Raw genomic sequence first — 25,197 nt, 5'->3', positions numbered from 1 at the left:
GATTCCCCAGTTCCGGAAGCCTCTTCCGGAGCGATTCACGTTTGAAATGACTGCATTGCTCTGTAAAAACTTCTCTGCAAATCCTTGCCACGACATGCTGGCGGGCTTTGCTCGCCGTAAACCAGTGTTCCAAGCGTTAAATTCTCTATGGTCCGGAACAGACCGCATCGTCAAGCCGCAACGTCGCTCTTGTCTCCGTCCAGCACCAGCACATGCGCGTAACGGCCGCTTTTGCGGGCCTGCTCCGCCAGGGCCGCGCCCTCGCCCCGGCAGCGCGGGCAGGCGTGGCGCGGAATCAGCAGGCAAAGGGAACGGTCCACCCGTTCCGAGCTGGTTTCAATGCGGCCCAGGCCGGAACAGTCCGCGCAGAGCCGCCAGGCTTCGCGCTGGCTTTCGCGCAGCATGTCCGTGTCGTAAAAAATATGCTTGCTCCGCACCCACCAGCCGTCTTCCTCCCGGCCTTCGGCGGGTTGTGCCGGAGGCCGCCGGTAGAGTTCCACAATCTGGTCGCAGAGCTTGGCGATATACTGGCCCACTTCGGGCCGCTGGCGGGTGGAGGACGGGGTCCAGCCCGGCTCGCGGATGTCTTCCGCCGAAAGTCCGGCCAGAGCCAGACAGATGCCCATATTGACATAGGGCAGCGCGCCCCGGATGGCGTAACCGCCTTCCAGCACGGCGATGTCCGGATTCAGGGCCTTGTTCAGGGCCGCGTAACCCTGGGCCGACAGGCGCATATTTGCCAGCGGGTCGGTGAAGTGATTGTCCTGTCCGGCGGAATTGATGACCAGATCCGGCTTGAATTCGGCCAGAATGGGCAACACGGCATGCTCGACGGCGTAAAGGTAGCCCTCGTCCGAGGTTTCCGGCGGCAGGGGGATATTGATGGTCCTGCCCAGGGCCGCCGGGCCGCCGCATTCCTGCGGAAAACCGGTGCCGGGATAGAGCGTGCGGCCGTCCTGGTGCAGGGAGATGAACAGGGTGTGCGGATCATTCCAGAACACATCCTGGGTGCCGTCGCCGTGGTGCACGTCCGTGTCCACGATGGCGATGCGCAGGGGCCGACCATCGGGATGGGGATAATGATCGCGGATGTACTCCACCATCACGGCTTCGTTGTTGATGTTGCAGAAGCCGCGATTGCCGTGGACCACGCGCATGGCGTGGTGTCCGGGCGGGCGCACCAGGGCGAAGGCCTTGTCCTCTTTTTTTTCCAGCACCAGGCGCGCGGCGGCGATGGCGCCCCCGGCGGACGCCAGATGGGAATCCGTGCTCACCGCGCCCACCGAGGGCAGGCAGAAGTGGGCGCGCGCCAGTTGGGCGTGGGAGGCAAAAGAAGGCCGGTATTCGGTGATGCCCGGAATGTCGAAAAGGCCCTCTTCCTGCAACTGGTCGCGGGTGTAGAGCAGGCGCTCCTCGCGTTCCGGATGGGTGGCGGAAATGGCCCAGTCGAAAGCCGGAAAAAAGACCACCCCCAGACGGCGGGCGGCCACAAGGGGCTCAGTCATCGGACTCGTCCATATTTTCGAAAATATCGGCCCCGTAACGGGCATCGGAAACCATTCTGCCGAAAAAGCCCTGGCCCAGGCCGAAGGCCAGATTGCTTTCCGCCACGGCGGCGAACAATGGGCCGTTGCCGTCGTACAAGGCGAAACAGCCGCCGCTGCCCTCGCTGCGACGGAAGACCGCGCAGTGCAACAGGCCGGGATCGCCCAGACGGCTGACGATCTCATAGTCGCCGGACTGCTTGCCCAGAGCCAGAATATCGTCCAGGACGTCGTCCTGGCGCGGCTCAAAACGCAGGCGGCTTCCTTCCGCGAGGAGGGTGTATATTTCGCTCATGCCGTGCTCCTTATGCTTCCGGTTCCGCTGAACAGAAATTCAGTCCAGTCCTCGGCCCCGCTGTCGCAACGAGGCCTCCACCGCCGAAATGCATTGCAGCACCACATCCTCGGGCGGCTGGGCCGCGTCGATGATGGCAAAGCGCTCGGGTTCCTCGGCGGCCAGGCTCCGGTACCCCTGGCGCACGCGCTCATGAAACTCCAGGCTTTCGGCGTCGAAACGGCCTTCGGAGAGCACGGTGCCCTCTTCCCGGTTGCGCAGACCGGCCCGCTCCAGGCCGCAATGCACGGGCAGGTCCAGCAGCAGGGTCAGGTCCGGCATGAGGCCGCCGGTCGCCATGTCGTTGATGCGGCGCAGATGTTCCGGGTCCAGGCCGCGGCCATAGCCCTGGTAAGCCAGGGTGGAATCCGCGTAGCGGTCGCAGAGCACGGTCTGCCCGGCTTCCAGGGCCGGGCGGATGACCTCGGCCACATGCTGGGCGCGATCCGCCAGGAAGAGATAGAGCTCGGCTCGGCTGGACAGGCCGCGCGTGCGGGCGTCCAGCAGAATGGGACGCAGGCTGCGGCCCAGAGCGCAGCCGCCCGGCTCGCGGGTGAGCAGGGGGTCGTATCCGAGCCCTTGCAGATGTTCGGCCAGCAGGCGCTGGGCCGTGGACTTGCCCGAGCCTTCTATACCTTCAAAAGAGATAAACATTCTTCCCTCACCGCTTTTTTACGGCCTTTTGCCGCGGACGAGGCGGAAGCCGCGGTCTCCGGTTTCGAGGCTTCCGGGGTGCGCGGGGCCCGGTACAGGGGCCGCCCCAGAGTGGCCTGCCAGGGCGTCCAGTCCTGGCCTTCCCCGCCCAACTGGTCAAACAGGCCCCGGCACTGGGCCATTTTGGCGTCCAGGTTGTCGGCATAGTGCAGGGCCAGAGCCTCAGCGGTGTGCGGCTGGCGCACCGCGCCGAACTGCAACTCGCCGTGATGACTCAGAATGAGATGCTTGAGATGGCGTTGCAGCCCCTCGTCCAGACCGGATTTAGCCAGGTACGGGGCCAGCATTTCCACGCCCAGCATGAGATGGCCCAGCAGGCGGCCTTCATCCGTGTAGTCGTTGGCCAGGCCGCCGGAAAATTCGCGGATCTTGCCGAAATCGTGGAACAGGGCCCCGGCCAGCAGGGCCTGGCGGTCCAGTTCGGGATACTGGTCGGCAATGCGCCGACAGAGCCTGAACACGCTCAAGGTATGTTCCAGCAGGCCGCCCACATAGGCGTGGTGCACGCCCTTGGCCGCCGGGCAAACCCGGAAGGACGCGCGCAATTCCTGATTGTTGAACACGCCAAGCACCAGCTTGCGCCAGGGCGCGTGGCTGAATTCCTCTTTGCAGAGGGCCAGCAGCTCGTCCAGCATTTCGTCCAGGGAAAATGGGCTGGCGGGCAGCAACGCGGCCTGGTCCACAGCCGCGCCCTCCTCTTCGGAGAGCGGGCGCAACTGTTCCACCGTGAGCTGGACCTGGTCCCGGTAGAGACCGGCGCGGCCTTCGGCCCAGACCACGGAACCCACGGGAATGTCGCTGAACTCCGCGCTGAGCGGATGCCAGATCTTGGCCTCCAGGCTGCCGCTGGCGTCGGCCAGGGTCAGCCGCCAGTAGGGCCCGTTGCGCGACTGCCCCTGGGCCGCCTGACTGACCACGAACAGGCCGCGCGCCTCGGAGGCCGGACCGATGTCTTTGACGTAAGAACCTTTTTCCATATATTGTCCGCGTTACGGCGCGCGACCGGGGCCGGGCTCCGGCCCGCCGCGCCCGTGCTTTGAATGACTCTTTTCTCCCGCGCGGGCCACGGCGGCGCGGGAATCCCTGTCTTTGCAGATTCCCTTCTTTCCGAGGTATTGTCAAATGGACGTTCTGCTGACCAACGACGACGGCATCCGGGCTCCGGGCCTCAGGGCCATGTACGCGGCCCTGCTGGAAGCCGGGCATAGCGTGCATGTGGTGGCCCCCATGCGCCAGCAATCCGGGGTGGGGCATTCCCTCACGGTCTTCGACCCCCTGCGGGCCATGGAATTCGAGGAGCCCGGCTTCAGGGGCACGGGCATATACGGCACGCCCACGGACTGCGTCAAGCTGGCCCTGGGCCGCCTGCTGCCGCGCAAGCCGGACATGGTGATTTCCGGCATCAACGCCGGGCCCAATGTGGGGCCGGACATCCTTTATTCCGGCACGGTGGGCGCGGCCACGGAAGCGGCCCATGAGGATCTGCCCAGCCTGGCCGTCTCCCATGACGACCATCTGGGCAACGGGGATCTGCTGCCCCAGGCCCGTCACGCCGTGGCTCTGGCCGGACGCATCGACTGGTCCCGCCTGGCCCCTCGCCGGGTGATCAACCTCAATTACCCGGCGGGAACCCTGGATGAGGCCAAGGGCCTGCGCGCCTGCCCGCAGACCAGCGCGGTCTGGAAAAACGTCTATCTGGAGCGTTTTGATCCGCGCGGCGCGCCCTACTGGTGGCTGGAAGGCGAAATCCCGGCTCATACCATCAACGCCGGGTCGGACAAGGACCTGCTCAACCGGGGCTATATCACTGTGACGCCGCTTTGTTTTGAATTCACGGATCACGCGGGCCTGAAAGAACTGGAAGGCATGGAGCTGGGATAGGGCCCGCCTCCGCGGCGGCTTCTGAGAGATATTGAACGTACTGTTTCTTACAGGAGGAAGACATGTGCACTAGAGAGATATTTTTATCCCTTATAATTCCCTGCTATAACGAAGAAAAAACGCTTCTTTCCTGTGTTGAGCGCTGTCTTGTTTTAAAAGAGCATGGCGTCAGGCTTGAGTTGATCATTGTCGATGACTGCTCAACGGATAATAGCGTTGCTCTTGCAGACAATCTCGCCCGCAAGCACCCTGAAGTGACGCTGCTCTGCCATGAAAAAAATCGTGGCAAGGGCGCTGCCCTTCGAACTGGTTTCACTCGCGCCAATGGCGACTATGTGGGCGTTCAGGACGCCGATGCCGAATACTCCCCCCTGGACTATCTGGAACTTCTCAAACCGCTGCTGAGCGGCAAGGCGGATGTTGTTTACGGCTCCCGCTATCTGCGCCAGGACAGCCGGCGAGTGCTCTACTTCTGGCATACCTGGATGAACCGATCTCTGACATTCGTGTCCAATATGTTCACCAATCTGGACATCAGCGACATGGAAACCTGCTATAAGCTCTTTAGCCGGGAGACTATCCAGGACGTCGTGCCACTTTTACGTGAAGACCGTTTCGGATTTGAGCCGGAAGTCACTGCCTTGGTGGCTCGTCTGAAATGCCGAGTTTATGAGTGCGCTGTTCACTATGAACCACGCAGCTATGAGGAGGGGAAAAAAACCGGCTGGCGTGACGGAGTGTGGGCGCTGTACTGCATTTTGCATTACGGGGCGCCTACTGCGCCCCTACCCATGCAGGTACTGCTCTATTTCTTCATCGGCGCTGTCTGCGCCCTGGCCAATATCGCCCTGTTCGCCGCTTTTATGGCCGCCAGCCTGAGCCTTTTCACAGCCACAGCATGCGCCTTTTTGCTGGCGGCGGCCCTCAATTACCTGTTATGCCTCGCTGTTCTTTTCCGCCACAAGGCCCGCTGGTCGGCACCAGGAGAAGTGCTGGCCTATCTCGTCACCCTTTGCATCATGGGCGCTCTGGATTACGGAGTTACCGCCGGCCTGACGGGCTTGGGTCTCTCGCCGGTCTGGAGCAAGGCATGGTCAACGCTGGTCGGCTTTGTGGGTAATTTCTTGCTACGGAAACAGCTTGTCTTTTAATGGTAAAGGATTATCGAAGCCCCATGAAGGAACAACCTTTCGCACCAGCGTTGTGGAAGAAAAACACTCTGCAAATATTGCCATTTTCGTATGCAGCCATCTCACAACTATTTACAGGCAAAAAATATATTATAACTATAAATAAATCGAGATAATAAATGTTACTCATTTTTTTATTTCTTATAATATCTATTATTATCCTTACTTGTTCCGGAAACACACTATTTTTAATACTGCATGTGCGCTCCAACAACCCCTTTCTTTCCCTTTGGCTTGGTATATTTTGCATCACACTCATGGGCCTTGCCACATCGCTCTTCCTGCCCATCGGACATCCTTTTAACATTTGCCTTGTTTTGCTTGTGACGTTTATGGGTATTCCGTCCACAATACACAATTTTTGCACTTTTCTGAAAGATACGCGTCCCGTCCAGCTTGTCCTCTTTTCCTTACCGTTGTTTCTGGCATTGCTAGCCATAACTCTTAATCTGGCACATGAATGGCAAGGACAAGCCTATGATACCGACCTCTACCACGCTCAAATCGTACGCTGGTTAAAAGAGTACGGCAGCCCCCCAGGGCTGGGCAATGTGCATGAAAGACTGGCTCAGACATCCGCCTGGCTGATTCTGGCAGCCCAGATGGAAATCGGGCTCTTAAACGGCCGAAGCGCCTTTCTGCTGCCTGGCCTCTGGTTAATGGGCGGTTTGCTCTACTTTTTTTATAGCGTCTGCAGATCTCCGTATAGGCCTGTGCGCCTTTACGCGCTTTGCATTCTGCCGATTTTGTGCTGGCAGATGTGCAGTCTTGCCCCCGGCCTTTATTTTGATCGCCCGGCCTTATTGCTCTATCTTATCGCTTCTGCGGAAATACTGCCGATTTTTCTTTCCGCAACCGTCCGGGAAAATCCAACAAAGCGACTGACTGTTTTTTTTGTTCTCGCAGCGGCCTCTTTTCTGACCAAGCCGCTGGCCATCCCGGCACTCTTCGCGGCCATACTGTTACTTACCTGGTTCCTGTGGGGCGCACACAAACTTCATCTGCGCGACAGCCTGATCATTCTGTTTCTGCCAACTTCAGCCGCCATACTCTGGCTTGTTCGCAATTCCCTCGTGGCGGGTTGGCCCTTTTTTCCGGTAGCCTTTTTTCAATTGCCCGTTGACTGGGCTATACCCGTTGACGCTGTGCATGGGGTCAGCCGTGCCGTTTGGGGGTGGGCGCGACTGCCCGGCCCTGATTATCCGCTTGCGCTTGAAAAAGGTCTTTCCTTCTGGCTCGGTCCCTGGCTGGAAAGACATCTTGCTGATAAGTTTTTTTGGCTCACCACGCTGTGCCCGCTTATCCTTGGGGGAGTATTCTGGCTTTCCGCCTTTCGCAAGCCTGGCCGGAAGGCGGCTAAATGGTTCTTTTTTGCTTGGTCGCTGCTCAATCTCGTTTATTGGTTCTGTAGCGCGCCGGATCCCCGATTTGGTTTGGAATTTTTCTGGGGATGGCTGGCTTTGGGCGTGGTATTTGGTCTGGACAATGAGCAGATGAATCTGTTGAAGCCGCAATTGTTGATGATTACGGCAATACCGCTGTTGATATTTGGTTCAGCATATAGTATGAGTAAACAGCTGCCTTTCACAGCGATCAATACCTTGCTGGCCCCTGCGATCCTTCCCCAACATCCCAGTGTGAGCTGGCAAGAACTGCATCCCGGGACAGAGAATGCCTTCCGCCTGTACTATCCACAAGATGATGACCGTTGCGGCAATGCGCCCTTGCCGTGCGCGAATACCCAACGCCCGAACCTTTGCCTCCGCCAACCCGGCAGCATGAAGAATGGATTCCGTCCCTGTACCGCTCCACACAAGAAATGACGCGCTGTATTGGCTCCCCGCATCATCCGTCGAGGTAAAATTATTCGCTGTTATAGGTCGGGACGCGATGTTCTGACCGGTAAGTTTCACACCTCCGCCGGAACCTCAGTTTGCTGCTTCAGCCGTTGTACGAATGAAGACAGAACTTGGTGACTCAACACAATGACGTTAACACGCTGTCGCTCTTCATAATAAGCGGCAGGGCGGCAACCCCTATATACATAAGGCTTTGCCCGTCCGCTCTTCCTTCATGTTGTCCGCCGACTTGGCGGCGAACCAGGAACCGAGCAGGCCCATGACAGCGCCGCCGCCGATGCCCGCCAACAGGGGCAGGAAGAAAAAACGGCCGTTCCGATCCACCCTGCCCACGGGATCGTCCACGCAATAGTCGTAGAGGTCGCCGTCGCCGCGCCGGTCTTTGGCCGGGTCAGGGCTGATGAAGCGGCCCACCTCCGGATCATAGTGCCGGCAACCGAACTGCACCAGGCCCGTAGCCCTGTCCACAATCCCTCCGCCGAAACCCAGCGGAATGTACAATTCCGGCAGGCTGTCGAAGAGCACATTGCCGAAGCTGTCATAGTCCACGTGCTTGACGATGCTGCCCGCGCCGTTGATCAGGGCGCGGAACGAGCCCACCTGGTCCAGCCCCAGTAAAAAATAGTCCTTATCCGTGCCCCAGGGCCGCCCGCAATGCCCAGACGCCGCACGGCCTCGCCCTGAATGCCCACATACGTGGGCAAAGGCTCCCCGCCCCCCTCGTAGCCCCAGTCATAGCCGAGCCCGCTTCGGGCGTCCACGCAACGCACCGGCGTCTGCCGCCCCTTCCATTCCCAGGCCAGGCACAGCTCGCCGTCATCCAGAACCCGCGAAGGCATACGAGCGTTTCCTTCATAATGATAGGATCGAAGCGCGCCGTCCGGCAAGCGCACTTCAGCGAGGCGGTTGCCGTCATACCTGAATTCCATGGCCCCGCTTTCCCCGCTACGCTCCTCGCGACGGCCGGACCGGGCTTCCCGCAAGAGCGGGGGGACTGAAGCCCGCGCGGCGGCAGCGCCCTGACGCGCCCGGCTGACCAGCCGCCCGCCCTTGTCATAGGCCATGCGCAGCGCGCCCGCATGCGTAAGACGCCCGTCGGCGTCATAGATATAGCGGATGCCCCGCGCCATGTCCTCCACCCGTTGCCCGGCCCCATTATAGGCATAGGCCTCCTGCTCCCGGCCGTCGCACTGCACACGGAGCAGATGACCGGACGCATCATAGGCGTAGCGGAAGCAGCGCACGCCCTCGGGCCAATACTCCTCCCGGCGGAGGATTTTGCCCCCGGCATCACGGTCCACCGCGACGGAAAAGCATTCGGGCACGGATTTTTTTGTCCACAAATCCCGATACATACAGCCTCCATTTTATAGGTTTACTATAAAAATTAAATTTTGTTCAGGATAAATATATTTATTTTTATAATATTGCAAGAAATCTTTTTATTTTAAAAGTATAATTTTAATTATAGGTGGTTAATCACTTTCTCCGGACGGCACTGATCCGGCCCGCGTCCCTTCCGGCCGGGCCGGCGGCCGTCGCCCTGCCGGAAAGCTTCTCTCCCTTTGCGCTTTTCCGGCATATGGGATATATGTCAGACCTCAATTATCCGGCCGGGGACCATGTTTTCCCCGGCCCATACCGCAAGCAGAACAGGAGGAAGCCATGCCTCTTATGGGTCCCAGAGAAATGTTCGCCGCCGCCTACGCCGGGCGCTACGCCGTAGGCGCGTTCAACGTCAACAATATGGAAATCGTCCAGGGCATCATGCGGGCCGCCGCCGAGGAAAAATCCCCGGTGATCCTCCAGGTTTCCGCCGGAGCCCGCAAATACGCCGGTCAGACCTACATCATGAAACTGGTGGAGGCCGCCCTGATCGAAGACCCCGCCGTGCCCGTGGTGGTGCATCTGGACCACGGCCCCAGCTTCGAGATGTGCAAGGACTGCATTGACGGCGGCTTCACTTCGGTGATGATCGACGGTTCGCACCTGCCCTATGAGGAAAATATCGCCCTGACCAGACAGGTGGTGGACTATGCCCACCCCAGGGGGGTCTGGGTGGAAGCCGAGCTGGGCAAGTTGGCCGGCGTCGAGGAACACGTCAGTTCCGCCGAGCATGTTTACACCGATCCGGACCAGGCGGTGGATTTCGTGCAACGCACGGGCTGCGACTCCCTGGCCGTGGCCATCGGCACCAGCCACGGGGCCTACAAATTCAAGGGCGAGGCCAAACTGGACTTCCCGCGCCTGGAAGCCATCAGCGCCAAGCTGCCCGGCTACCCTCTGGTTCTGCACGGGGCCTCCAGCGTGCCCCAGGAGTTTGTGGAACTGTGCAACAAGTACGGCGGCCAGGTGGGCGGGGCCAGAGGCGTGCCCGAAGACATGTTGCGCAAGGCCGCGGGCATGGGCGTGTGCAAGATCAATGTGGACACGGACATCCGCCTGGCGCTCACCGCCTCCATCCGCCAGTTCCTGGCCGAACATCCGGAACAGTTCGACCCGCGCTCCTACCTTGCCCCGGCCCGCGAGGCCGTCAAGAACATGGTGGCGCACAAGATCCGCAATGTGATGGGTTCTTCGGGGAAAGCTTGATCAGAATACCAGTGATACTGCCAAGATGATTTCATCAACCATTAGGTCATATGAGAGGGCAATATGTCCGGATGGGAGTTTATTATGGCGATCATGATTAATATCCTGGCAAACTGGATTGGCGACACTGCGCTAGAACACCTGTCAAATCTGATCAATCTGCTGGTGTCTTTCTTCTCGGGACTGTTCTTCTAATCTACTAAGGAGCGCAACCATGCCCGTAAAATTGGGAATGAACGGCTTCGGCCGCATCGGCCGTTATCTGCTGCGCCTGCTGGCCGACGATCAGGATCTTCAGATCGCGGCCATCAACGCCCGCGCGGACAACGCCGCCCTGGCCTACCTGTTCAAATACGACTCCACCTACGGCACGTTTGCCGGTGAAGTGGATCATGATGACGACGGCATCATCGTCAACGGACGCCACGTCGCGGTGACCCGCCGCAAGGCCGGGGAATGGGAGTGGAAACGCCTGGGCGTGACCCTTGCCGTGGAAACCACGGGCACCATCAAGGACCGCGAGGGTCTGGCCCGGCATCTGGACTGCGGGGCCGAAAAGGTGGTCATTTCCGCGCCGGGCAAGGGCGTGGACGCCATGATCGTCATGGGCGTGAACCAGGAGATCTATGATCCGGCCAAGCAGGCCATCATCTCCGCCGCGTCCTGCACCACCAACTGCCTGGCCCCGGCGGTCAAGGTCGTGCATGAGAACTTCGGCTTCCGCCACGGCCTGATGACCACCATCCATTCCTACACCATGAGCCAGCGCATTCTGGACGGCTCGCACAAGGACTGGCGGCGCGGCCGGGCCGCGGCCGTCTCCATGGTGCCGTCCAGCACGGGCGCGGCCAAGGCCGTGGGCGTGGTCATGCCTGAACTGGAAGGCCGGATCAACGGCATGTCCGTGCGCGTGCCCACCTTTGACTGCTCGCTGGTGGACCTGACCTGTGAGGTGGAAAAGCCCTGTGACGCCGACGCCGTCAACGCGGCGCTCAAGGCCGCCAGCCAGGGCGCGCTCAAGGATAACATGGGCTTTTCCGAGGAGCCCCTGGTTTCCATCGACTACAGGGGCAGCACCTACGGCGGCGTGGTGGACGCCCTGTCCACCCAGGTGCTGGACCAGACCATGCTCAAGCTGCTGGTCTGGTACGACAATGAGGCGGGCTTCACCAACCAGTTGCTGCGCCTGCTGCGCATGGTGGGCAAGGACTGCTGAGTTTCACAGTGTTTTTGACGTCAAAGGCCCCGCCTGTCCATGACATAATCCATGGCAGGCGGGGCCTTTGACGTCATGTCGCTTGACCGCGCGGCATGCGCGGGGAGGAAAAATTTGCCGCCCGCGCGCCGAAAAAATCAAACCTTTTTCACTCTTCCATCAAAAACATAAAAAATACAGTAGGATGCTGGTAGGAAAAATTTTCCCACCAGCTCTAATCCATATCCGGAAGAACGCCGATAGGACTATAGAGGCGGAAGGACGCATGGACGCGTCGGCATTGGGCACCGCCCGTGGCATACAGCATTCATGGAGGAATGTATGTATATCAATCATAACCAGATGGCCTCCAACGTGGCCAACACCCTCACATCCCATTACGGAAATCTGCAAACCTCAACCAAGCGCCTGTCCACGGGCCTGCGCGTCAATTCCGCGGCTGACGACGCCGCCGGCCTGGCCATCCGCGAGCTGATGCGCACCGACATCACGGCTCTGCAACAGGGCGTGCGCAACGCCAACGACGCCATTTCCCTCATCCAGACCGCCGACGGCGCCTTGGGCGTCATCGACGAAAAGCTGACCCGCATGAAGGAACTGGCCGAACAGGCGGCTACCGGCACCTACGATTCCACCCAGCGTTTGATGATTGAGTCCGAATATCAGGCCATGGCTTCGGAAATCACCCGAATCGCCAATGCCACGGACTTCAACGGCATCCATCTGCTGAACGGCAATCTGTCCGGCAGCACGCACAGCGGCGCGGCTCTCAGCGCCACCGGCAAGCTGAAGGTGCACTTCGGCACGGCCAACGACTCGGCGGAAGACTATTACTACATTCAGATCGGCGCGAGCACCGCCTCGGCCCTGGGTGTGGGCAATCAGGCGACCGCCAGCAGCACCACAGCCGACGCCCGTACGGTCTCCACCCAGGAACAGGCCCAGAAGGCTCTGCTGGGCCTGACCAACGCCGTGGTCTCCAAGGACAAGATCCGGGCGCATCTGGGCGCGTTGCAGAACCGCCTGGAAAACACCATTTCCAACCTTACCACCCAAGCCGAGAATCTGCAGTCGGCTGAATCGCGCATTTCCGACGTGGACGTGGCCACGGAAATGACGTCGTTCGTCCGCAACCAGATTCTTACCCAGTCGTCGGTGGCCATGCTGTCGCAAGCCAACAGCATGCAGCAGATGGCCATGCAGCTCATCGGCTAGGAAAAACTTCGTGGTGGAGGGAGACGACCCGTAACCGGGCGTGCGGCAGGGGAGTGCCGCCCGACCGTAACAATGTGAGGGAAAACCCGGCCCGTGAAACGGACCGGGGTTTTTGCATCCCGAGGCCTGAGCATAACAGGTTATCCCTTGGGATAAAAAGCCCCCGCCAGAACGGCGGGGGCTCACGAGCCGGAGCGCTGGCCCGTGTGGAGGAGGACTTATTCCCTGGTTGGCCCAATGGGCTTTGCCGGGGACTGGGCAGGCGTATTGCGCGGTATGGTGGTCAGTACGCCGTTCTTGTTCGTGGCCGTGACGGCCTCCGCATCCGCGCACGCGGGTGTCACGGCCGGATCGTCCCGACGGGGCGCGACCTCACAAGGAGCAAGCCGACGGCGGGGAAACAACACATGCCGTTCATAACTGAACTCCTGTGAAAATCGTCCTATCTTATGGGTAATCATCCTGTTTATTGCGTCAAGAGGTTGTGGAAAAGTTTCAAACCGGACGGCGTGTTCGCCCTTCCCGCCAGGCGGCCATAGGCGGGGATGATGAGGTTTCCGCTTGCGGTCCTCAACGCAGCGCAGCCCCTTTGCGCGCCATGCTTCCGACGCTCTTTTTGGCACGGATCATGCTGGATGCTGGATGCAGGTTTTTCAGGCATTTTTTGCCTCCCCTGACGCCACGAGTCAGGGAAGACAAGGGTTTTCCCTTGTAGGTTGAGGCAGCGCCCCTAATGCTTTCGGCTGTTGCGCCGAAAGAACAGGCAGGCGTACTGGGGACAACATCATAAACCCTGCATGCGCAGGCATTGTGCGGCGGCAGTCCGCAAGGAAGCGGGCGTGCGTAGTGCACCGCCGGGCAGACAGCACATTCATGGAGGAATGTCATGTATATCAATCACAACCAAATGGCCACCAACGTCGCCAACACCCTGACCGGCCACTACAGCGACTTGCAGACCTCGACCAAGCGCTTGTCCACGGGCCTGCGCGTCAATTCCGCGGCTGACGACGCAGCCGGCCTGGCCATCCGCGAGCTGATGCGTACCGACATCACGGCTCTGCAACAGGGCGTGCGCAACGCCAACGACGCCATTTCCCTCATCCAGACCGCCGACGGCGCCCTGGGCGTCATCGACGAAAAGCTGACCCGCATGAAGGAACTGGCCGAACAGGCGGCTACCGGCACCTACGATTCCACCCAGCGTTTGATGATTGAGTCCGAATATCAGGCCATGGCTTCGGAAATTACCCGAATCGCCAACTCCACGGACTTCAACGGCATCCATCTGCTGAACGGCAATCTGTCCAGTAGCTCGCACGACGGCGCGGGAATGACCTCCACCGGCAAGATGAAGATCCACTTCGGCACGGCCAACGACTCGGCGGAAGACTATTACTACATCCAGATCGGTACGAGCACCGCCTCGGCTCTGGGTGTGGGCAATCAGGCCACCGCGAGCAGCACCACGGCCGACGCCCGTACGGTCTCCACCCAGGAACAGGCCCAGAAGGCTCTGGTGGGCCTGACCAACGCCGTGGTCTCCAAGGACAAGATCCGGGCGCATCTGGGCGCCTTGCAGAACCGTCTGGAAAACACCATTTCCAACCTTACCACTCAGTCCGAAAACCTGCAGGCGGCTGAATCGCGCATTTCCGACGTGGACGTGGCCACGGAAATGACGTCATTCGTCCGCAACCAGATCCTCACCCAGTCGGCTGTGGCCATGCTTTCGCAGGCCAACAGCATGCCGCAGATGGCCATGCAGCTCATCGGCTAGCCTGGTTGAGGGCGTGCACCGCACGCGCAGACCACATATCCCCGGGGGGCTGCGCCCTCCGGGGATATTTTCGTCCGGCCCCAACTGGCGCAATCCGGAAAAGACGGCGTCAGCGGGGTTCTTCCACCCGTTCCAGCAGATCGTTTTTCAGGGCCCAGAGCAGGGCAAAACGCGCCCCTTCAGGGTCGCGGCCCGGCGGACAAGCCCGGCGGATCAGTTCATCCGCCCGCACGGGGTGCCGGGCCTGTACCAGCAACCGGCGGAATTCCACGCCGTCCATGCACAGTTCCAGGCCGGGCCAGATGACGCAGAATTCGCGCCCGGCCCGCACGCGCTCGCCCCGGGCCGTGACATGCAGCCAGAGCGGGTCGCCGGGCAGATCCGCATCTGCGGAAAGCCCTGCGGAAGAATGGCCGGAAAACAATTCTCCGAGACGTAAAAAAGCCGGATGCCTGGCCGCGCGGATGCGTTTTTCCTCCTCCGCATCCAGAGGCTCCCGCCAGAGCGCGTCCCAGAAATCCAGCCAGCGCCGGATCACGCCCTCCCAGGTGAAGTTTTCCAGCACGCGCCGCCGGGCCGCAATTCCCATGCGGGCCCGCAGAGGCGCGTCAGAGATCAGGCGGCGCAGGGCTTCGGCCAGGGCCGGAACATCCACCGCCGTCTGCTGGGCCCGGAACAACTGGTGGATGTTGTCGGGCAGGGTGTGGGCCAGGCGGTCCAGAAGAGGCGTGTCCGCCGGAGCCAGGCAGGGCGTCAGAAAACCGGTGACATTATGCTCCACCAAGTCCCGATAGCCGTCCCAGTCCGAAACCACAGCGGGCAGGCCCGCCGCGCCCGCCTCCAGCAGGGTCAGACCGAAACTTTCCTGGATATTGTCCGACGGCGACACAAAGATGTCAGCGGCGGCGAACAGCGCGCGCACGGCCTCGGGCCCGGGATCGGGCAACAGGCTGAACGGCACCTTCAGAGCCCGCGCGGCGGCTTCCAGGGCTTCCGGGTAATGGTCGCCGGGGCGGGCTCCGCCGGACATGAGCAGACGCGGCCGGGCCGCGGGGTCGGCCTCCATGGCCCGGCGCAGAGCATAAAGCAGCGGCATGGCGTCCAGCTTGTCGTCCAGGCTTATTCTCCCGTGCAGCAGGCAGACGGCCTCCCCGTCGGTCAGGCCGAAACGCGCACGGGCCGCGCGGCGCGCCTCCGGCGTCGGCTCCGGAAAGGCTTCCGGGTCCACGCCCAGGGGAATGATCTCAAGCCGGGGCTGGAGCCAGGCCGGATTCAGGGCATAGCCTTCCCGCAACTGTGCGAAATAGCCCGCCAAGACCCTGGACGCGGCGCGCGATGTGGCTCCGATGGCGTCGCGCGCTGTGACGCCGGGCCAGATATGGGTCAGAAAGCGCTGGGCATAGTCAAGGTAGCTGATGCTGTGATTGACGCTGGTAATGGGAAAGATTCGGGGAGCCAGGGCGTTGCGCAGGGCGGCGAGTTCCGGCTGTCCGGAAACAGGATCGGAAAGGTGAAAACAGTGGTAGGGCGTGGCCCGCAACGCGTCCGCCAGATCCTGGCGGCTGAAGATTTTCACGGCACCGCGCGCCGCGCCGGGCAGATCGTTGCGCGCGGCAAAGGCCGTACGCAACGCATCCGGAGCGGTCACAAAAAAATGATATTCGTCAAAGGGATCAAGCCGCAGCAGGGCTTCCATAAAGCCTGTATTGGCCACCTTGCGGCCATACACCGCGCCGCCTTCCAGAAAAGGGTGCAGCGTGCCGAAAATGCCTCCGCCCATAATCTCTCCCGCCGCGTCGGTGAGTATCGCCCCGCGCTCAGGCCAGCGCCGTCAGATCGTACTCCGTATTCTCCACGATGTCGCACTCCACCAGCGCGCCGGGAGCCACGCCGGGGCCGCTGACATAGGTCATGCCGTCCACTTCCGGGGCCTGGAACCAGACCCGGCCGCTGTGCAGACCGGGCCATTCCGGATGCGGCGCGTCCACCAGCACGGGCAGGCGTTGCCCCACACGCTCCGCCAGCAGGCTTTCGCTGATGCCCGCCTGGATCTCCATCAGCGTGGCGCGGCGGCGCTCCCTGCTCTCTTCCGGCACCTGATCCGGCAGTTCAGCGGCTTTGGTGCCTTCTTCGGCCTGATAGGCGAATACGCCCAGATTCTGGAAACGGCTTTCCTCCACAAAACGGCAGAGGCTGTCGAAATGCGCTTCGCTTTCGCCGGGATAGCCCACGATGAAGGTGGTGCGCACGGCGGCTTCCGGCAACGCGTCGCGCACCCGGTCCAGCACGCGCCGGGGATCACCGGCAAAGGGCCGCCCCATGCGGGCCAGTACCTCCGGGTGGGCGTGCTGGAGAGGAATATCCAGATAAGGCAACAGCGGGCCGCCGGATTCCTTCATAAAACGCAGCAGTTCCGGCGTGACCCCGCTGGGGTAGAGATAGAGCAGGCGCAGCCAGGCCAGGCCGTCCAGGCCCAGCAATCCTTCCAACAGATGCAAAAGGCTTTTCTTCCCGGCCAGATCCCCGCCCCAGGCCGTGACGTCCTGCGCCACCAGCACCAGTTCGCGCACTCCCTGCTCCAGCAGGCCGCGAGCCTCGGCCAGCAAGCCGGGCACGGGTTCGGAGCGCAGGCCGCCCCGGATGGACGGGATGGTGCAGAAAGCGCAGTTATGGCGGCAGCCCTCGCCGATCTTGAGCCAGGCATAGGACGGCCCGGTGGAAAGCAGGCGGCCTCCGCTCCCGGCCCCTTCCGGCAGATTCAGGGCCCGTGCCAGCATGACCGGCCAGTCCGCCAGGTCTCCGGTGGGCAGCCAGAGGTCCACCTCGGGCAGCTCCCGGGCCAGTTCCTCCGCGCCGTAACGCCCCACCATGCAACCGGCCACGGCCAGCAGGGGTTTGTTCTTGCACCGGGCCAGCCGGTTCACGGCGTCCAGCACGGCCCGCACGGACTCGCGCACCGCCGGAGCGATGAAGCCGCAGGTATTGATGAAGACCAGGCGCGCCCGGCCCATCTGGCTCACGCTTTTGACGGGCAAGCCCAAGGAACCCAGCAGACGTTCGCTGTCCACCCGGTTTTTGGGACAGCCCAGGCTCAGGGACCAGACCGGCAGGGCTTTCGTTGGGGTATGGATGCTCATCGCCGCATGATACAGCGCCCGCGCCCGCTTGTCATCCGGTCCGCGCCCGGCGCACGGAGCGGGCACACCCCATCGGGAAAAAGGAAAACGGCACAGAAGGGCTTGCTCCGGCAAAAGGTTTTGAAGGGATGTTTTAAAATGAATCCACCATACATCTTGTTAATCCGGTGGCCGACATGCTAGTCTTTTTTGTCATTGGGACAAAAAGATACGGCGATCCTTCCGGCGGCCCCTGTCCTGCTGCCAGCCGCTGTTTCCCGAATATGCGCTGAAGGACGGCCTATGAGAGAGAGAGAGAGAGAGAGAGAGAGAGAGAGAGAGAGAGAGACCATGAGGCCGTATGCGCCGGATGACCCGGCTGCGGCGGCCGTGGAAAGGCGCTATGCCCGCCTGTTGAGCAATTTCTACGACCAGATCTACGACCTGGATTTCAACGCCGGGTTCTACCGTTCCGTCTTTCAGAGCGGCGCAAAATTCTGCGCGCCGCCTGAGGGGCGCGGCCTTGCCGCCATGCTGGAAGCGGCCGCCGACACCCTGATCCATCCCGAGGACAAGGCCGACTTCCGGCAGATGTTCCGGCGGGAGGAACTGCGCCGCGCCCTGGCGACCACGGGCAGAAGCACGGGCGCCGAATACCGCAAAAAGTGCCTGGACGGCAGCTACCGCTGGGTACGCGTCATGGTTTTCCCTTTCGACGAGAGCGGGCTGGAGCGATATCTGATCTGCTTTCAGGATATCGACGGCTACAAGCACCTCGGCGCCAGCACCCGCGAAAACGTCCTCCTTCACCTCCAGAGCCTGGACTATCTGCGCTACAGGGCGATCACGGAACAGACGCGCAGCCTGGTCTTCGAATGGCAGGACCAGACGCTTACCTATGTGGACGCCACGATTCCCCGGCTGCTGGCCGGCAGTTACGACGGCCGGCATCTCTTTGACCTCTGGCGCGAGGACAGCGTCCTTTTTTCCGAAGATCGCGCCATATTCGAAAACTTCCTGCGCGCCCTGGCCGGCAGCGACCCCTCCAGCGCGGTCACCGTGCGCCTGCGCCGCAGGACGGGCGCATTCACCTGGTACGTCGTTTCCTGCACCCGGATCGACAATACCGCGACCGGCGCGCGCTATGTAGGCAGCATCCGGGATGTGGACAAGGCCATCCACACAGCGCGCGCCCTGCGCCAGCAGGCGGAATACGACGACCTGACCGGCGCCTGCACCATGCCCACCTTTCTGGGAAAGACCGAACGGCTGTTGCGCAGAAATCCGGATGCGCCGCGCCACATCGTGCGCTATGACGTGGCGGGCTTCAAATCCATCGACGAACGCTTCGGCCAGGAAGAAGGCAGACGCCTTTTGCGGGCCATCTCCTACCTGACCAAGGAGAATCTCTCTTCGGACCGGGAGATTTTTGCCCGGCTCTCCGGCGATATCTTCCTGGCCTGCCTGGAGGGCGACCACGAGCGCGTCTGGGAATTCATGGAATGGCTGCGCTGCGGCACAGCGGAATACACCAAGTCCTACCGGCCCGAACTCTTTTTCGGCGTCTGCCGGGTGGACGACCCGGCAACCCCGGTGCGCGAGATCTGCGAGCGGGCCTATCTGGCCCTCAAGTCCGTCAAGGGCAGCGGCATGGCCGACTATGCCTTTTATGACGACGAGTTGCGCAGCCGGGTACTGGACGAACTCTTCATCAAGGACCAGATGTACACGGCCCTGGCCGAAGGCCAGTTTGTGGTCTACCTCCAGCCCAAGGTTGAAATATTCAGCGGGCGCATTGTGGGGGCCGAAGCCCTGGCCCGCTGGCGGCATCCGGAACGCGGCCTGATCCCGCCGAACCGTTTTGTGCCTTTTTTCGAACGCAACGGCTTCATCATCCTGCTGGACGAATACATCTGGGAGGAGGTCTGCAAGCTGCTGCGTTCCTGGCTGGACAAGGGCTACCGTCCCCTGCCCGTGTCCATCAACGTCTCGCGCATGCACTTCAACGACAACGGCTTCTGCGGCAAATTGCGGGCCCTGACCGACAAATACCGCCTGCCCCGGCATCTGCTGGAACTGGAGCTCACGGAGAGCGCCTTTTTTGAAAATGAAAAAATCCTCCAGCGGACCATGCGCAGCCTCCAGGAGGCCGGTTTCGCCTTTTCCATGGACGACTTCGGCACCGGCTACTCCTCGCTGAACACCCTGCGCGCCCTGCCTTTCAATACCGTCAAGCTCGACCGCGCCTTTGTCAGCGACAGCACGGACAATCAGCGCGGCCAGATCGTGGCCCGCAACACCATCGTCCTGGCCAAACAGCTCGGCATGCGGATTATCGCGGAAGGCGTGGAAACCGTGGAACAGGCCCTTTTTCTGCGGAATATGGGTTGCGACCAGGCTCAGGGCTTTTATTACTCGCGGCCCATGGACGCGCGGGAATTTGAAACCTTCAGCTTTGTGCACCGCAAGTGCTTCTGGGTGGACCCGCGCCTTCAGGACCGCCTCCCCGACGGGGAAAGCAACGAGACCACGGATAAGTAAACCACGCCGCTACGCGCCCGGATTGCCAACTGGCGGCGGGAGTGCTAAAAAATTACAAGGAAGTCTCCTGTCATGAGCTTCCAAACGCCGACCGCGTCAAGGATGCGTAATGGAACAGCGGGTTCAGACATCGGCCGCGCCGGGACCGGCAACGGACGAGATGGAGCAGGCCCGCTACAACTGCGTGCTGCGCAGCATCTTCGGCGAAATCTTTGAAGTGGATTTCAGCGGCGACAGCTACCGTCTGATCCACATGGGCGACGTGCGCTTCTGCCCGCCGCCGCCCGGCATGGGCGTGGCCGCCACCCTGCGGGCCATTGCCGAGACGCTCATCCATCCTGAAGACCGGGAAATTTTCCTGCGCGTGCTCAATCCCAAGGCCCTGCTCCAGGGAGAAAATCTCAAACAGGGCTATGCCTCCGGCGACGTGCGCAAAAAATGCCTCGACGGGCAATACCGCTGGGCGCGCTTCACTGTCTTTCCCCTGGTTTGTGCCGCTTCCGGCCGCCCCCTGCACATGATCTGCGTGCAGGATGTGGACGAGCAGAAACGCGCCGTCGGCCTGGCCCGCGAAAACGCCCTGCTCCAGCGCCGGCGTCTGGATGAGCTGCGCTACAAGGCCGTGCTGGACCACACCAATACTCTGGTGTTCGAATGGCGCGACAATCAGCCCACCTACACCTCGCCGCACATTCCGCAACTGCTGGCGGGCGATTACAACGGCCGCTGGCTTTTTGACGTCTGGCGCGAGGACAATGTGCTTTCCCCGGAGGACGGAGGAATTTTCAAAGACTGCCTGAACGCGCTGGAGCAAGGCGCCTCCTCCGGCGAGATGACCGTGCGCCTGCGCCGCCGCGACGGGCGCCTCATCTGGTGCAGGGTCACCTATACCTGCCTGGCCGACCCGGACCTCGGCATCCGCTACATCGGCACCATCAGCGACGTGGATGAAGTCACACGGGCCACGCAGGCCCTGCGCTTCAGGGCTGAATACGACCCCCTGACCGGCGCGTACAACATGCAGACCTTTTTTGAAAAGGCCGACCTGCTGATCCGCCAGGGCGACGGGCCGCGTCATATCGTGCGTTTCGACGTGGCGGGCTTCAAGGGCATCAACGAAATGTTCGGCCTGGAGGAAGGCGACCGCCTGCTGCGGGCCATCGCCCATCTCGTGCGCGAACAGATCGACAAGCGGTGGGAAACCTTCGCCCGCCTGTCCGGCGATGTATTTGTGGCCTGCCTCGCGGGCGACCGCGAGCGGGTCCGGCGTTTTGTGGGCTGGCTCTCGCGCCAGTTGCGCGAATATACCCAGTCTTACCGGGTCATGCTCTTTTTCGGCATCTGCCCGGTGGAAAAACGCAGGACCCCGGTGCACGTGCTCTGCGACTGGGCCCATCTGGCCCTGAAAACCGTCAAGGGCAGCGACCTGACCAACTATGCCTTTTATGACGGCGAGCTGCGCGCCCGGCTGCTGGATGAAAACAATATCAAGGATCAAATGCACGAGGCTCTGGAAAAAGGCCAGTTCGTGCTCTATCTCCAGCCCAAGGTGGAGATTTCCAGCGGCCGCATTGTGGGGGCCGAGGCTCTGGCCCGCTGGCGGCACCCCACGGACGGACTGATCCTGCCGGGCCGCTTTGTGCCGCTGTTCGAACGCAACGGCTTCATCGTCCGTTTTGACGAGTACATCTGGGAACAGACCTGTAAAATGCTGCGCCTCTGGCTGAACAAAGGCTACCGGCCCACGCCCGTGTCCATCAACGTCTCGCGCATGCACTTCAACGACGACCATTTCTGCGGCAAGCTGCTGGCCCTGACCGACAAATACCATTTGCCCCGGCATCTGCTGGAGCTGGAGCTCACGGAAAGCGCCTTTTTTGAAAGCGAAAAAACCCTGATCCGGGTCATGAACGACCTCCAGAAACAGGGTTTCGTCTTTTCCATGGATGATTTCGGCACGGGCTATTCCTCCCTGAGTACCCTGCGCGCCCTGCCTTTCAACATCGTCAAGCTGGACCGCACCTTCATCAGCGACGGCACGGACAATGAACGCGGCCAGATCGTGGCCCGCAACACCGTCACCATGGCCCGCCAGCTCAAGATGAAAATCATCGCCGAGGGCGTGGAAACCGTGGAGCAGGCGCACTTCCTGCTCAGCATCGGCTGCAATTACGCCCAGGGCTACTATTACGCGCGCCCGGTGGATCCCGAGGAATTCGAAGTGCTCAGCTTTGTGCAGGAAAAAGCCTTCTGGGTGGACCCCAGTCTCCAGGAGGAAGCCCTCCGCCTGAACCTGCCCCTGGGCCTGAACGCTCCGGACCGGGAATACTGAACCGCCGCTACCGCCGGAACGCTTTTCCTGATCCATGCGCTTCTCGGAAAGGCCGCCGGGGGGCAACGCCGTCCCCAATCCATGCCCCCCCATTGAACACCGCCCTCTTGCGGCGATTTTCCACGCCTTCGCCCCGTGGGCCTGTCCTTCGGCAATGCTTGACAGCACAGGCCAAAGTATATATCAATTTATCTAGATATTGTGATGAGAAACGGAAAGCGGTGTAAATCCGCTACGGACGCGCCACTGTAACCGGGACAAACCCAGCCGAAGCCACTGTTCGACACGGACGAACGGGAAGGCAAGGCGAGCACGGGCCGGAAGTCAGGAGACGACTTGTCACAATGGCCGCGATCGGCGCGGCACGGCAGTACTGTCTCGCGTATAGGCATTTGCCCGGACTGGAGCTTACGCTTGAAATTGCCGCCCAACGGCCCGGCATCTCCGCTGTTTTGCGTTCCACGGCTCAGCGGCGGATGCGCCGTGCGGCAATTTAGCGGCGCGGTTTATCCTGCACAAAGACGGACCGCCCTCTCCGGATGCATCCCTGTATTCCGGCTCTGGACGCACGTGAAATAGACTGCCCTTTCAACTCTTTTGAAAGGAGCATCCCATGCGAACCCACATTCTCGGTTTCCCGTCCATCGGAAAACAGCGAGAGCTGAAACAGGTTCTCGAAGCCTTCTGGAAAGGCGATCTTGCCGCTGAAGCGCTTACCGAAACCTGCACGGCGCTGAAGAAGCGCCATTGGCGCATCCAGCAAGACGCCGGTCTTGACTATGTGACCACAGGCGATTTTTCACTCTACGACCGCATGCTGGACATAACCCGCATGCTCGGCGCAATGCCCCCCCGCTTTGCCCCCTGCCTCAAGGACGCGCACCCGGACCTGTATTTCAGCTTGGCGCGCGGCGATGCGCGGCGCAACATTCCGGCCCTGGAAATGACCAAGTGGTTTGACACCAACTACCACTATCTTGTGCCAGAAATCGATGCCGATACGCCCTGGCATCGCGAAGAGCACCCGCTGGTCGCGGATACAAGGCTGGCCGGGGAACTCGGCTTTTCGCCGAAACCGGCCCTGATCGGTCCGTTCACCTGGCTGGCCCTGGCAAAAGCCCGCAACGGCGCGCACAAGTGGGCGCGGCTGAACGCGGTTACGGCCGCCTATGCCGACCTTTTTACGCTTCTTGCGCCCTTGTGCGACCGCATCCAGGTTGAGGAACCCGTGCTCTGCACGGAACTTCTGCCGCAAGAGGCGAGCGGGGCTTTTCGGGAGGCCTACGCGGCCCTGAACACGGCCAGCAACGGCAAGCTCATGCTGACGACCTATTTCGGCCCGCTCTGCCGGAATCTGGATCTAGCCCTCGCTTCCGGCTGCGCAACGCTGCATGTGGACATGGTGCGCGGCAGGGAACAACTGGATGCCGTTCTGGACAAGCTCCCCGCCGACACGGCGCTTTCGCTCGGCGTGGTGAACGGACGCAATATCTGGAAAAGCGATTACGCCCAAATCCTGCCCCTTGTCACGCGGGCCGTCGCCGCGCTCGGCACGGAACGGGTTTTGCTGGGATCAAGCTGCTCGCTGCTGCACTGCCCTGTGGACCTGGAGGAAGAAACAACCCTGCCGGAGCACATCCGGAACCGCATGGCCTTTGCCGTGCAGAAGTGCGCGGAGCTGACCGACCTGCGAAACATTGCGGAAAACGGCGACAACGCGGCCCTGGCGGCCAATGCCGCCGTATTGCGGGCGGCTGCCGGGCATGCCGACAGCCGCATTGACGCCGTGCGCCGACGCGCGTCCGCCGTCACGCCGGACCAGCTTTCCCGCCGCTCGGCCTATCCGCAGCGGCATGCCGCGCAGGCCTGGCTCAACCTGCCCCCGCTGCCCACCACGACCATCGGCTCCTTCCCTCAGACCGCCGCCATCCGTAAAACCCGCCTGGACTACAAGCGGGGCGACATGCCGGAAGCGGACTATCTGGCCGCCATCAGACAGGAAATCAAAAACTGCATCGCAAAGCAGGAGAAACTGGGCCTGGACGTCCTTGTGCATGGCGAGGCTGAGCGCAACGATATGGTGGAATATTTCGGCCAGCAGCTCGGCGGCTTCTGCTTTACGCAGAATGGCTGGGTGCAGAGCTACGGCAGCCGCTGCGTAAAGCCGCCCGTCATCTACGGCGACGTGTACCGCAAGCGGCCCATGACCGTGGACTGGATTCTCTACGCGCAGTCGCTCACGCAAAAACCGGTTAAGGGCATGCTGACCGGCCCGGTGACGATTCTCTGCTGGAGCTTCGTTCGCGAGGACCTGGAACGCGGCGAAGTCTGCAAACAGATCGCTCTGGCTATCCGCGACGAAGTGCTGGATCTGGAAAAGGCGGGCATCCGCATCATCCAGATCGACGAGGCCGCCCTGCGGGAAGGCATGCCCCTGACCAAAGCCTCGGCGGAAGACTATCTGCGCCGGGCGGTGGACGCCTTCCGTCTGGCCGCGTCCGGCGTGGAGGACGCCACACAGATCCACACCCATATGTGCTACAGCGAGTTCAATGCCATTCTGCCCTGGATCGCCCAAATGGATGCGGACGTCATCAGCATTGAATCCAGCCGCAGCGGCATGGAACTGCTGGAAGCCTTCACCGAGTTCCGCTATCAGGGAGAAGTGGGGCCGGGCGTGTACGACATCCACAGCCCGCGCATTCCCGGCGTGGAGGAGATGACGGATCTCCTGCGCAGGGCCTTGCGCCACATTCCCAAGGAACAGTTGTGGGTGAATCCCGATTGCGGCCTGAAAACCCGCCAGTGGGACGAGGCATATCCTTCTCTTGAGAATATGGTCGTCGCCGCTTTGCGGGTACGTGAAAGCCTGCGCTGACGCGC

18 protein-coding genes and 1 riboswitch are annotated in these 25,197 nt (G+C 61.4%); of the genes, 10 read left to right on the top strand and 8 right to left on the bottom strand.

Features of this window, described 5'->3' with window-relative positions; translation table 11 throughout:
• Positions 1–170: 170 nt before the first annotated feature.
• Genes AXF13_RS14455 through AXF13_RS14440 form a run of 4 tightly spaced genes read right to left on the bottom strand, consistent with a single transcriptional unit; the run spans position 171 to position 3,569 of the window.
• Positions 171–1,505, bottom strand: a complete 1,335-nt coding sequence (locus AXF13_RS14455; protein ID WP_062254307.1) for a histone deacetylase family protein — start codon at positions 1,503–1,505, stop codon at positions 171–173.
• Positions 1,498–1,839, bottom strand: a complete 342-nt coding sequence (locus tag AXF13_RS14450; RefSeq protein WP_062254305.1) for a hypothetical protein — start codon at positions 1,837–1,839, stop codon at positions 1,498–1,500. The genes AXF13_RS14455 and AXF13_RS14450 overlap by 8 nt, the downstream gene beginning before the upstream one ends.
• A 39-nt stretch (positions 1,840–1,878) precedes the next feature.
• Complete coding sequence (gene tmk, locus AXF13_RS14445) at positions 1,879–2,532, bottom strand: dTMP kinase (protein ID WP_062254303.1); 654 nt, start codon at positions 2,530–2,532, stop codon at positions 1,879–1,881.
• On the bottom strand, positions 2,508–3,569 hold the full coding sequence (locus AXF13_RS14440) for a 3'-5' exoribonuclease YhaM family protein (protein ID WP_062254301.1): 1,062 nt from the start codon (positions 3,567–3,569) through the stop codon (positions 2,508–2,510). The genes tmk and AXF13_RS14440 overlap by 25 nt, the downstream gene beginning before the upstream one ends.
• Before the next feature lie 145 nt (positions 3,570–3,714).
• Between AXF13_RS14440 and surE the strand changes: the two genes are divergently transcribed.
• From surE to AXF13_RS14425, 3 genes are all read left to right on the top strand, one after another.
• A complete protein-coding gene (gene surE / locus AXF13_RS14435; RefSeq protein ID WP_062254300.1) occupies positions 3,715–4,473 on the top strand; it encodes a 5'/3'-nucleotidase SurE in 759 nt (252 codons plus the stop codon).
• Between the two features lie 62 nt (positions 4,474–4,535).
• Positions 4,536–5,624 (top strand): glycosyltransferase, encoded by a 1,089-nt coding sequence (locus AXF13_RS14430; protein WP_062254299.1) that lies wholly within the window; start codon positions 4,536–4,538, stop codon positions 5,622–5,624.
• A 158-nt stretch (positions 5,625–5,782) separates the two neighbouring features.
• Positions 5,783–7,486, top strand: coding sequence for an LIC_10190 family membrane protein (locus AXF13_RS14425; RefSeq protein WP_062254298.1), 1,704 nt, complete (start codon positions 5,783–5,785; stop codon positions 7,484–7,486).
• 213 nt (positions 7,487–7,699) lie between these two features.
• Here the strand turns inward: AXF13_RS14425 and AXF13_RS14420 are convergent, their stop codons facing one another.
• Together AXF13_RS14420 and AXF13_RS14415 are read right to left on the bottom strand one after the other, a co-directional pair.
• Positions 7,700–8,122 (bottom strand): RHS repeat domain-containing protein, encoded by a 423-nt coding sequence (locus AXF13_RS14420; RefSeq protein WP_062254296.1) that lies wholly within the window; start codon positions 8,120–8,122, stop codon positions 7,700–7,702.
• A complete protein-coding gene (locus AXF13_RS14415) occupies positions 8,101–8,877 on the bottom strand; it encodes a hypothetical protein (RefSeq protein ID WP_062254294.1) in 777 nt (258 codons plus the stop codon). Before AXF13_RS14415 ends, AXF13_RS14420 begins: the two co-directional genes overlap by 22 nt.
• 310 nt (positions 8,878–9,187) lie before the next feature.
• On the opposite strand from AXF13_RS14415, the gene fba reads away from it, so the two are divergent.
• The 4 genes from fba (at position 9,188) to AXF13_RS14395 (ending at position 14,325) form a co-directional block, all read left to right on the top strand.
• A complete protein-coding gene (gene fba / locus AXF13_RS14410; protein ID WP_062254292.1) occupies positions 9,188–10,114 on the top strand; it encodes a class II fructose-1,6-bisphosphate aldolase in 927 nt (308 codons plus the stop codon).
• Positions 10,115–10,328: 214 nt separating this feature from the next.
• Positions 10,329–11,330 carry a type I glyceraldehyde-3-phosphate dehydrogenase gene (gap, locus tag AXF13_RS14405; protein WP_062254290.1) on the top strand — a complete coding sequence of 334 codons (1,002 nt, stop codon included), beginning with the start codon at positions 10,329–10,331 and terminating at the stop codon, positions 11,328–11,330.
• Positions 11,331–11,651: 321 nt separating this feature from the next.
• Complete coding sequence (locus AXF13_RS14400; protein WP_008682675.1) at positions 11,652–12,545, top strand: flagellin N-terminal helical domain-containing protein; 894 nt, start codon at positions 11,652–11,654, stop codon at positions 12,543–12,545.
• Positions 12,546–13,431: 886 nt separating this feature from the next.
• Positions 13,432–14,325, top strand: a complete 894-nt coding sequence (locus AXF13_RS14395) for a flagellin N-terminal helical domain-containing protein (protein ID WP_062254288.1) — start codon at positions 13,432–13,434, stop codon at positions 14,323–14,325.
• A 109-nt stretch (positions 14,326–14,434) separates the two neighbouring features.
• On the opposite strand, the gene AXF13_RS14390 is transcribed toward AXF13_RS14395, so the two are convergent.
• Entirely contained in the window at positions 14,435–16,105 is a 1,671-nt protein-coding gene (locus AXF13_RS14390) for a glycosyltransferase family 4 protein (RefSeq protein ID WP_062254286.1), read from the bottom strand.
• Between the two features lie 37 nt (positions 16,106–16,142).
• Positions 16,143–17,462: a 30S ribosomal protein S12 methylthiotransferase RimO gene (rimO, locus tag AXF13_RS14385; RefSeq protein ID WP_062254284.1), complete on the bottom strand. Its 1,320-nt coding sequence runs from the start codon at positions 17,460–17,462 to the stop codon at positions 16,143–16,145.
• Positions 17,463–17,744: 282 nt separating this feature from the next.
• Between rimO and AXF13_RS14380 the strand changes: the two genes are divergently transcribed.
• From AXF13_RS14380 to metE, 3 genes are all read left to right on the top strand, one after another.
• Positions 17,745–19,982 (top strand): putative bifunctional diguanylate cyclase/phosphodiesterase, encoded by a 2,238-nt coding sequence (locus tag AXF13_RS14380; protein WP_223299938.1) that lies wholly within the window; start codon positions 17,745–17,747, stop codon positions 19,980–19,982.
• Between the two features lie 109 nt (positions 19,983–20,091).
• The gene (locus tag AXF13_RS14375) at positions 20,092–22,314 is read left to right on the top strand and encodes a bifunctional diguanylate cyclase/phosphodiesterase (RefSeq protein ID WP_062254280.1); all 2,223 of its coding nucleotides are present in this window, start codon (positions 20,092–20,094) and stop codon (positions 22,312–22,314) included.
• Between the two features lie 176 nt (positions 22,315–22,490).
• Positions 22,491–22,668: riboswitch (cobalamin riboswitch) on the top strand.
• A 259-nt stretch (positions 22,669–22,927) separates the two neighbouring features.
• Positions 22,928–25,192 (top strand): 5-methyltetrahydropteroyltriglutamate--homocysteine S-methyltransferase, encoded by a 2,265-nt coding sequence (gene metE / locus AXF13_RS14370; protein WP_062254278.1) that lies wholly within the window; start codon positions 22,928–22,930, stop codon positions 25,190–25,192.
• The last annotated feature ends 5 nt before the right edge of the window (positions 25,193–25,197 follow it).

Origin of the sequence: Desulfovibrio fairfieldensis (assembly GCF_001553605.1) — a bacterium.
Classification (GTDB): domain Bacteria; phylum Desulfobacterota; class Desulfovibrionia; order Desulfovibrionales; family Desulfovibrionaceae; genus Desulfovibrio; species Desulfovibrio fairfieldensis.
The sequence above is the reverse complement of the archived record's forward strand: the minus strand, read 5'-3'. Positions and strand labels throughout refer to the sequence as shown.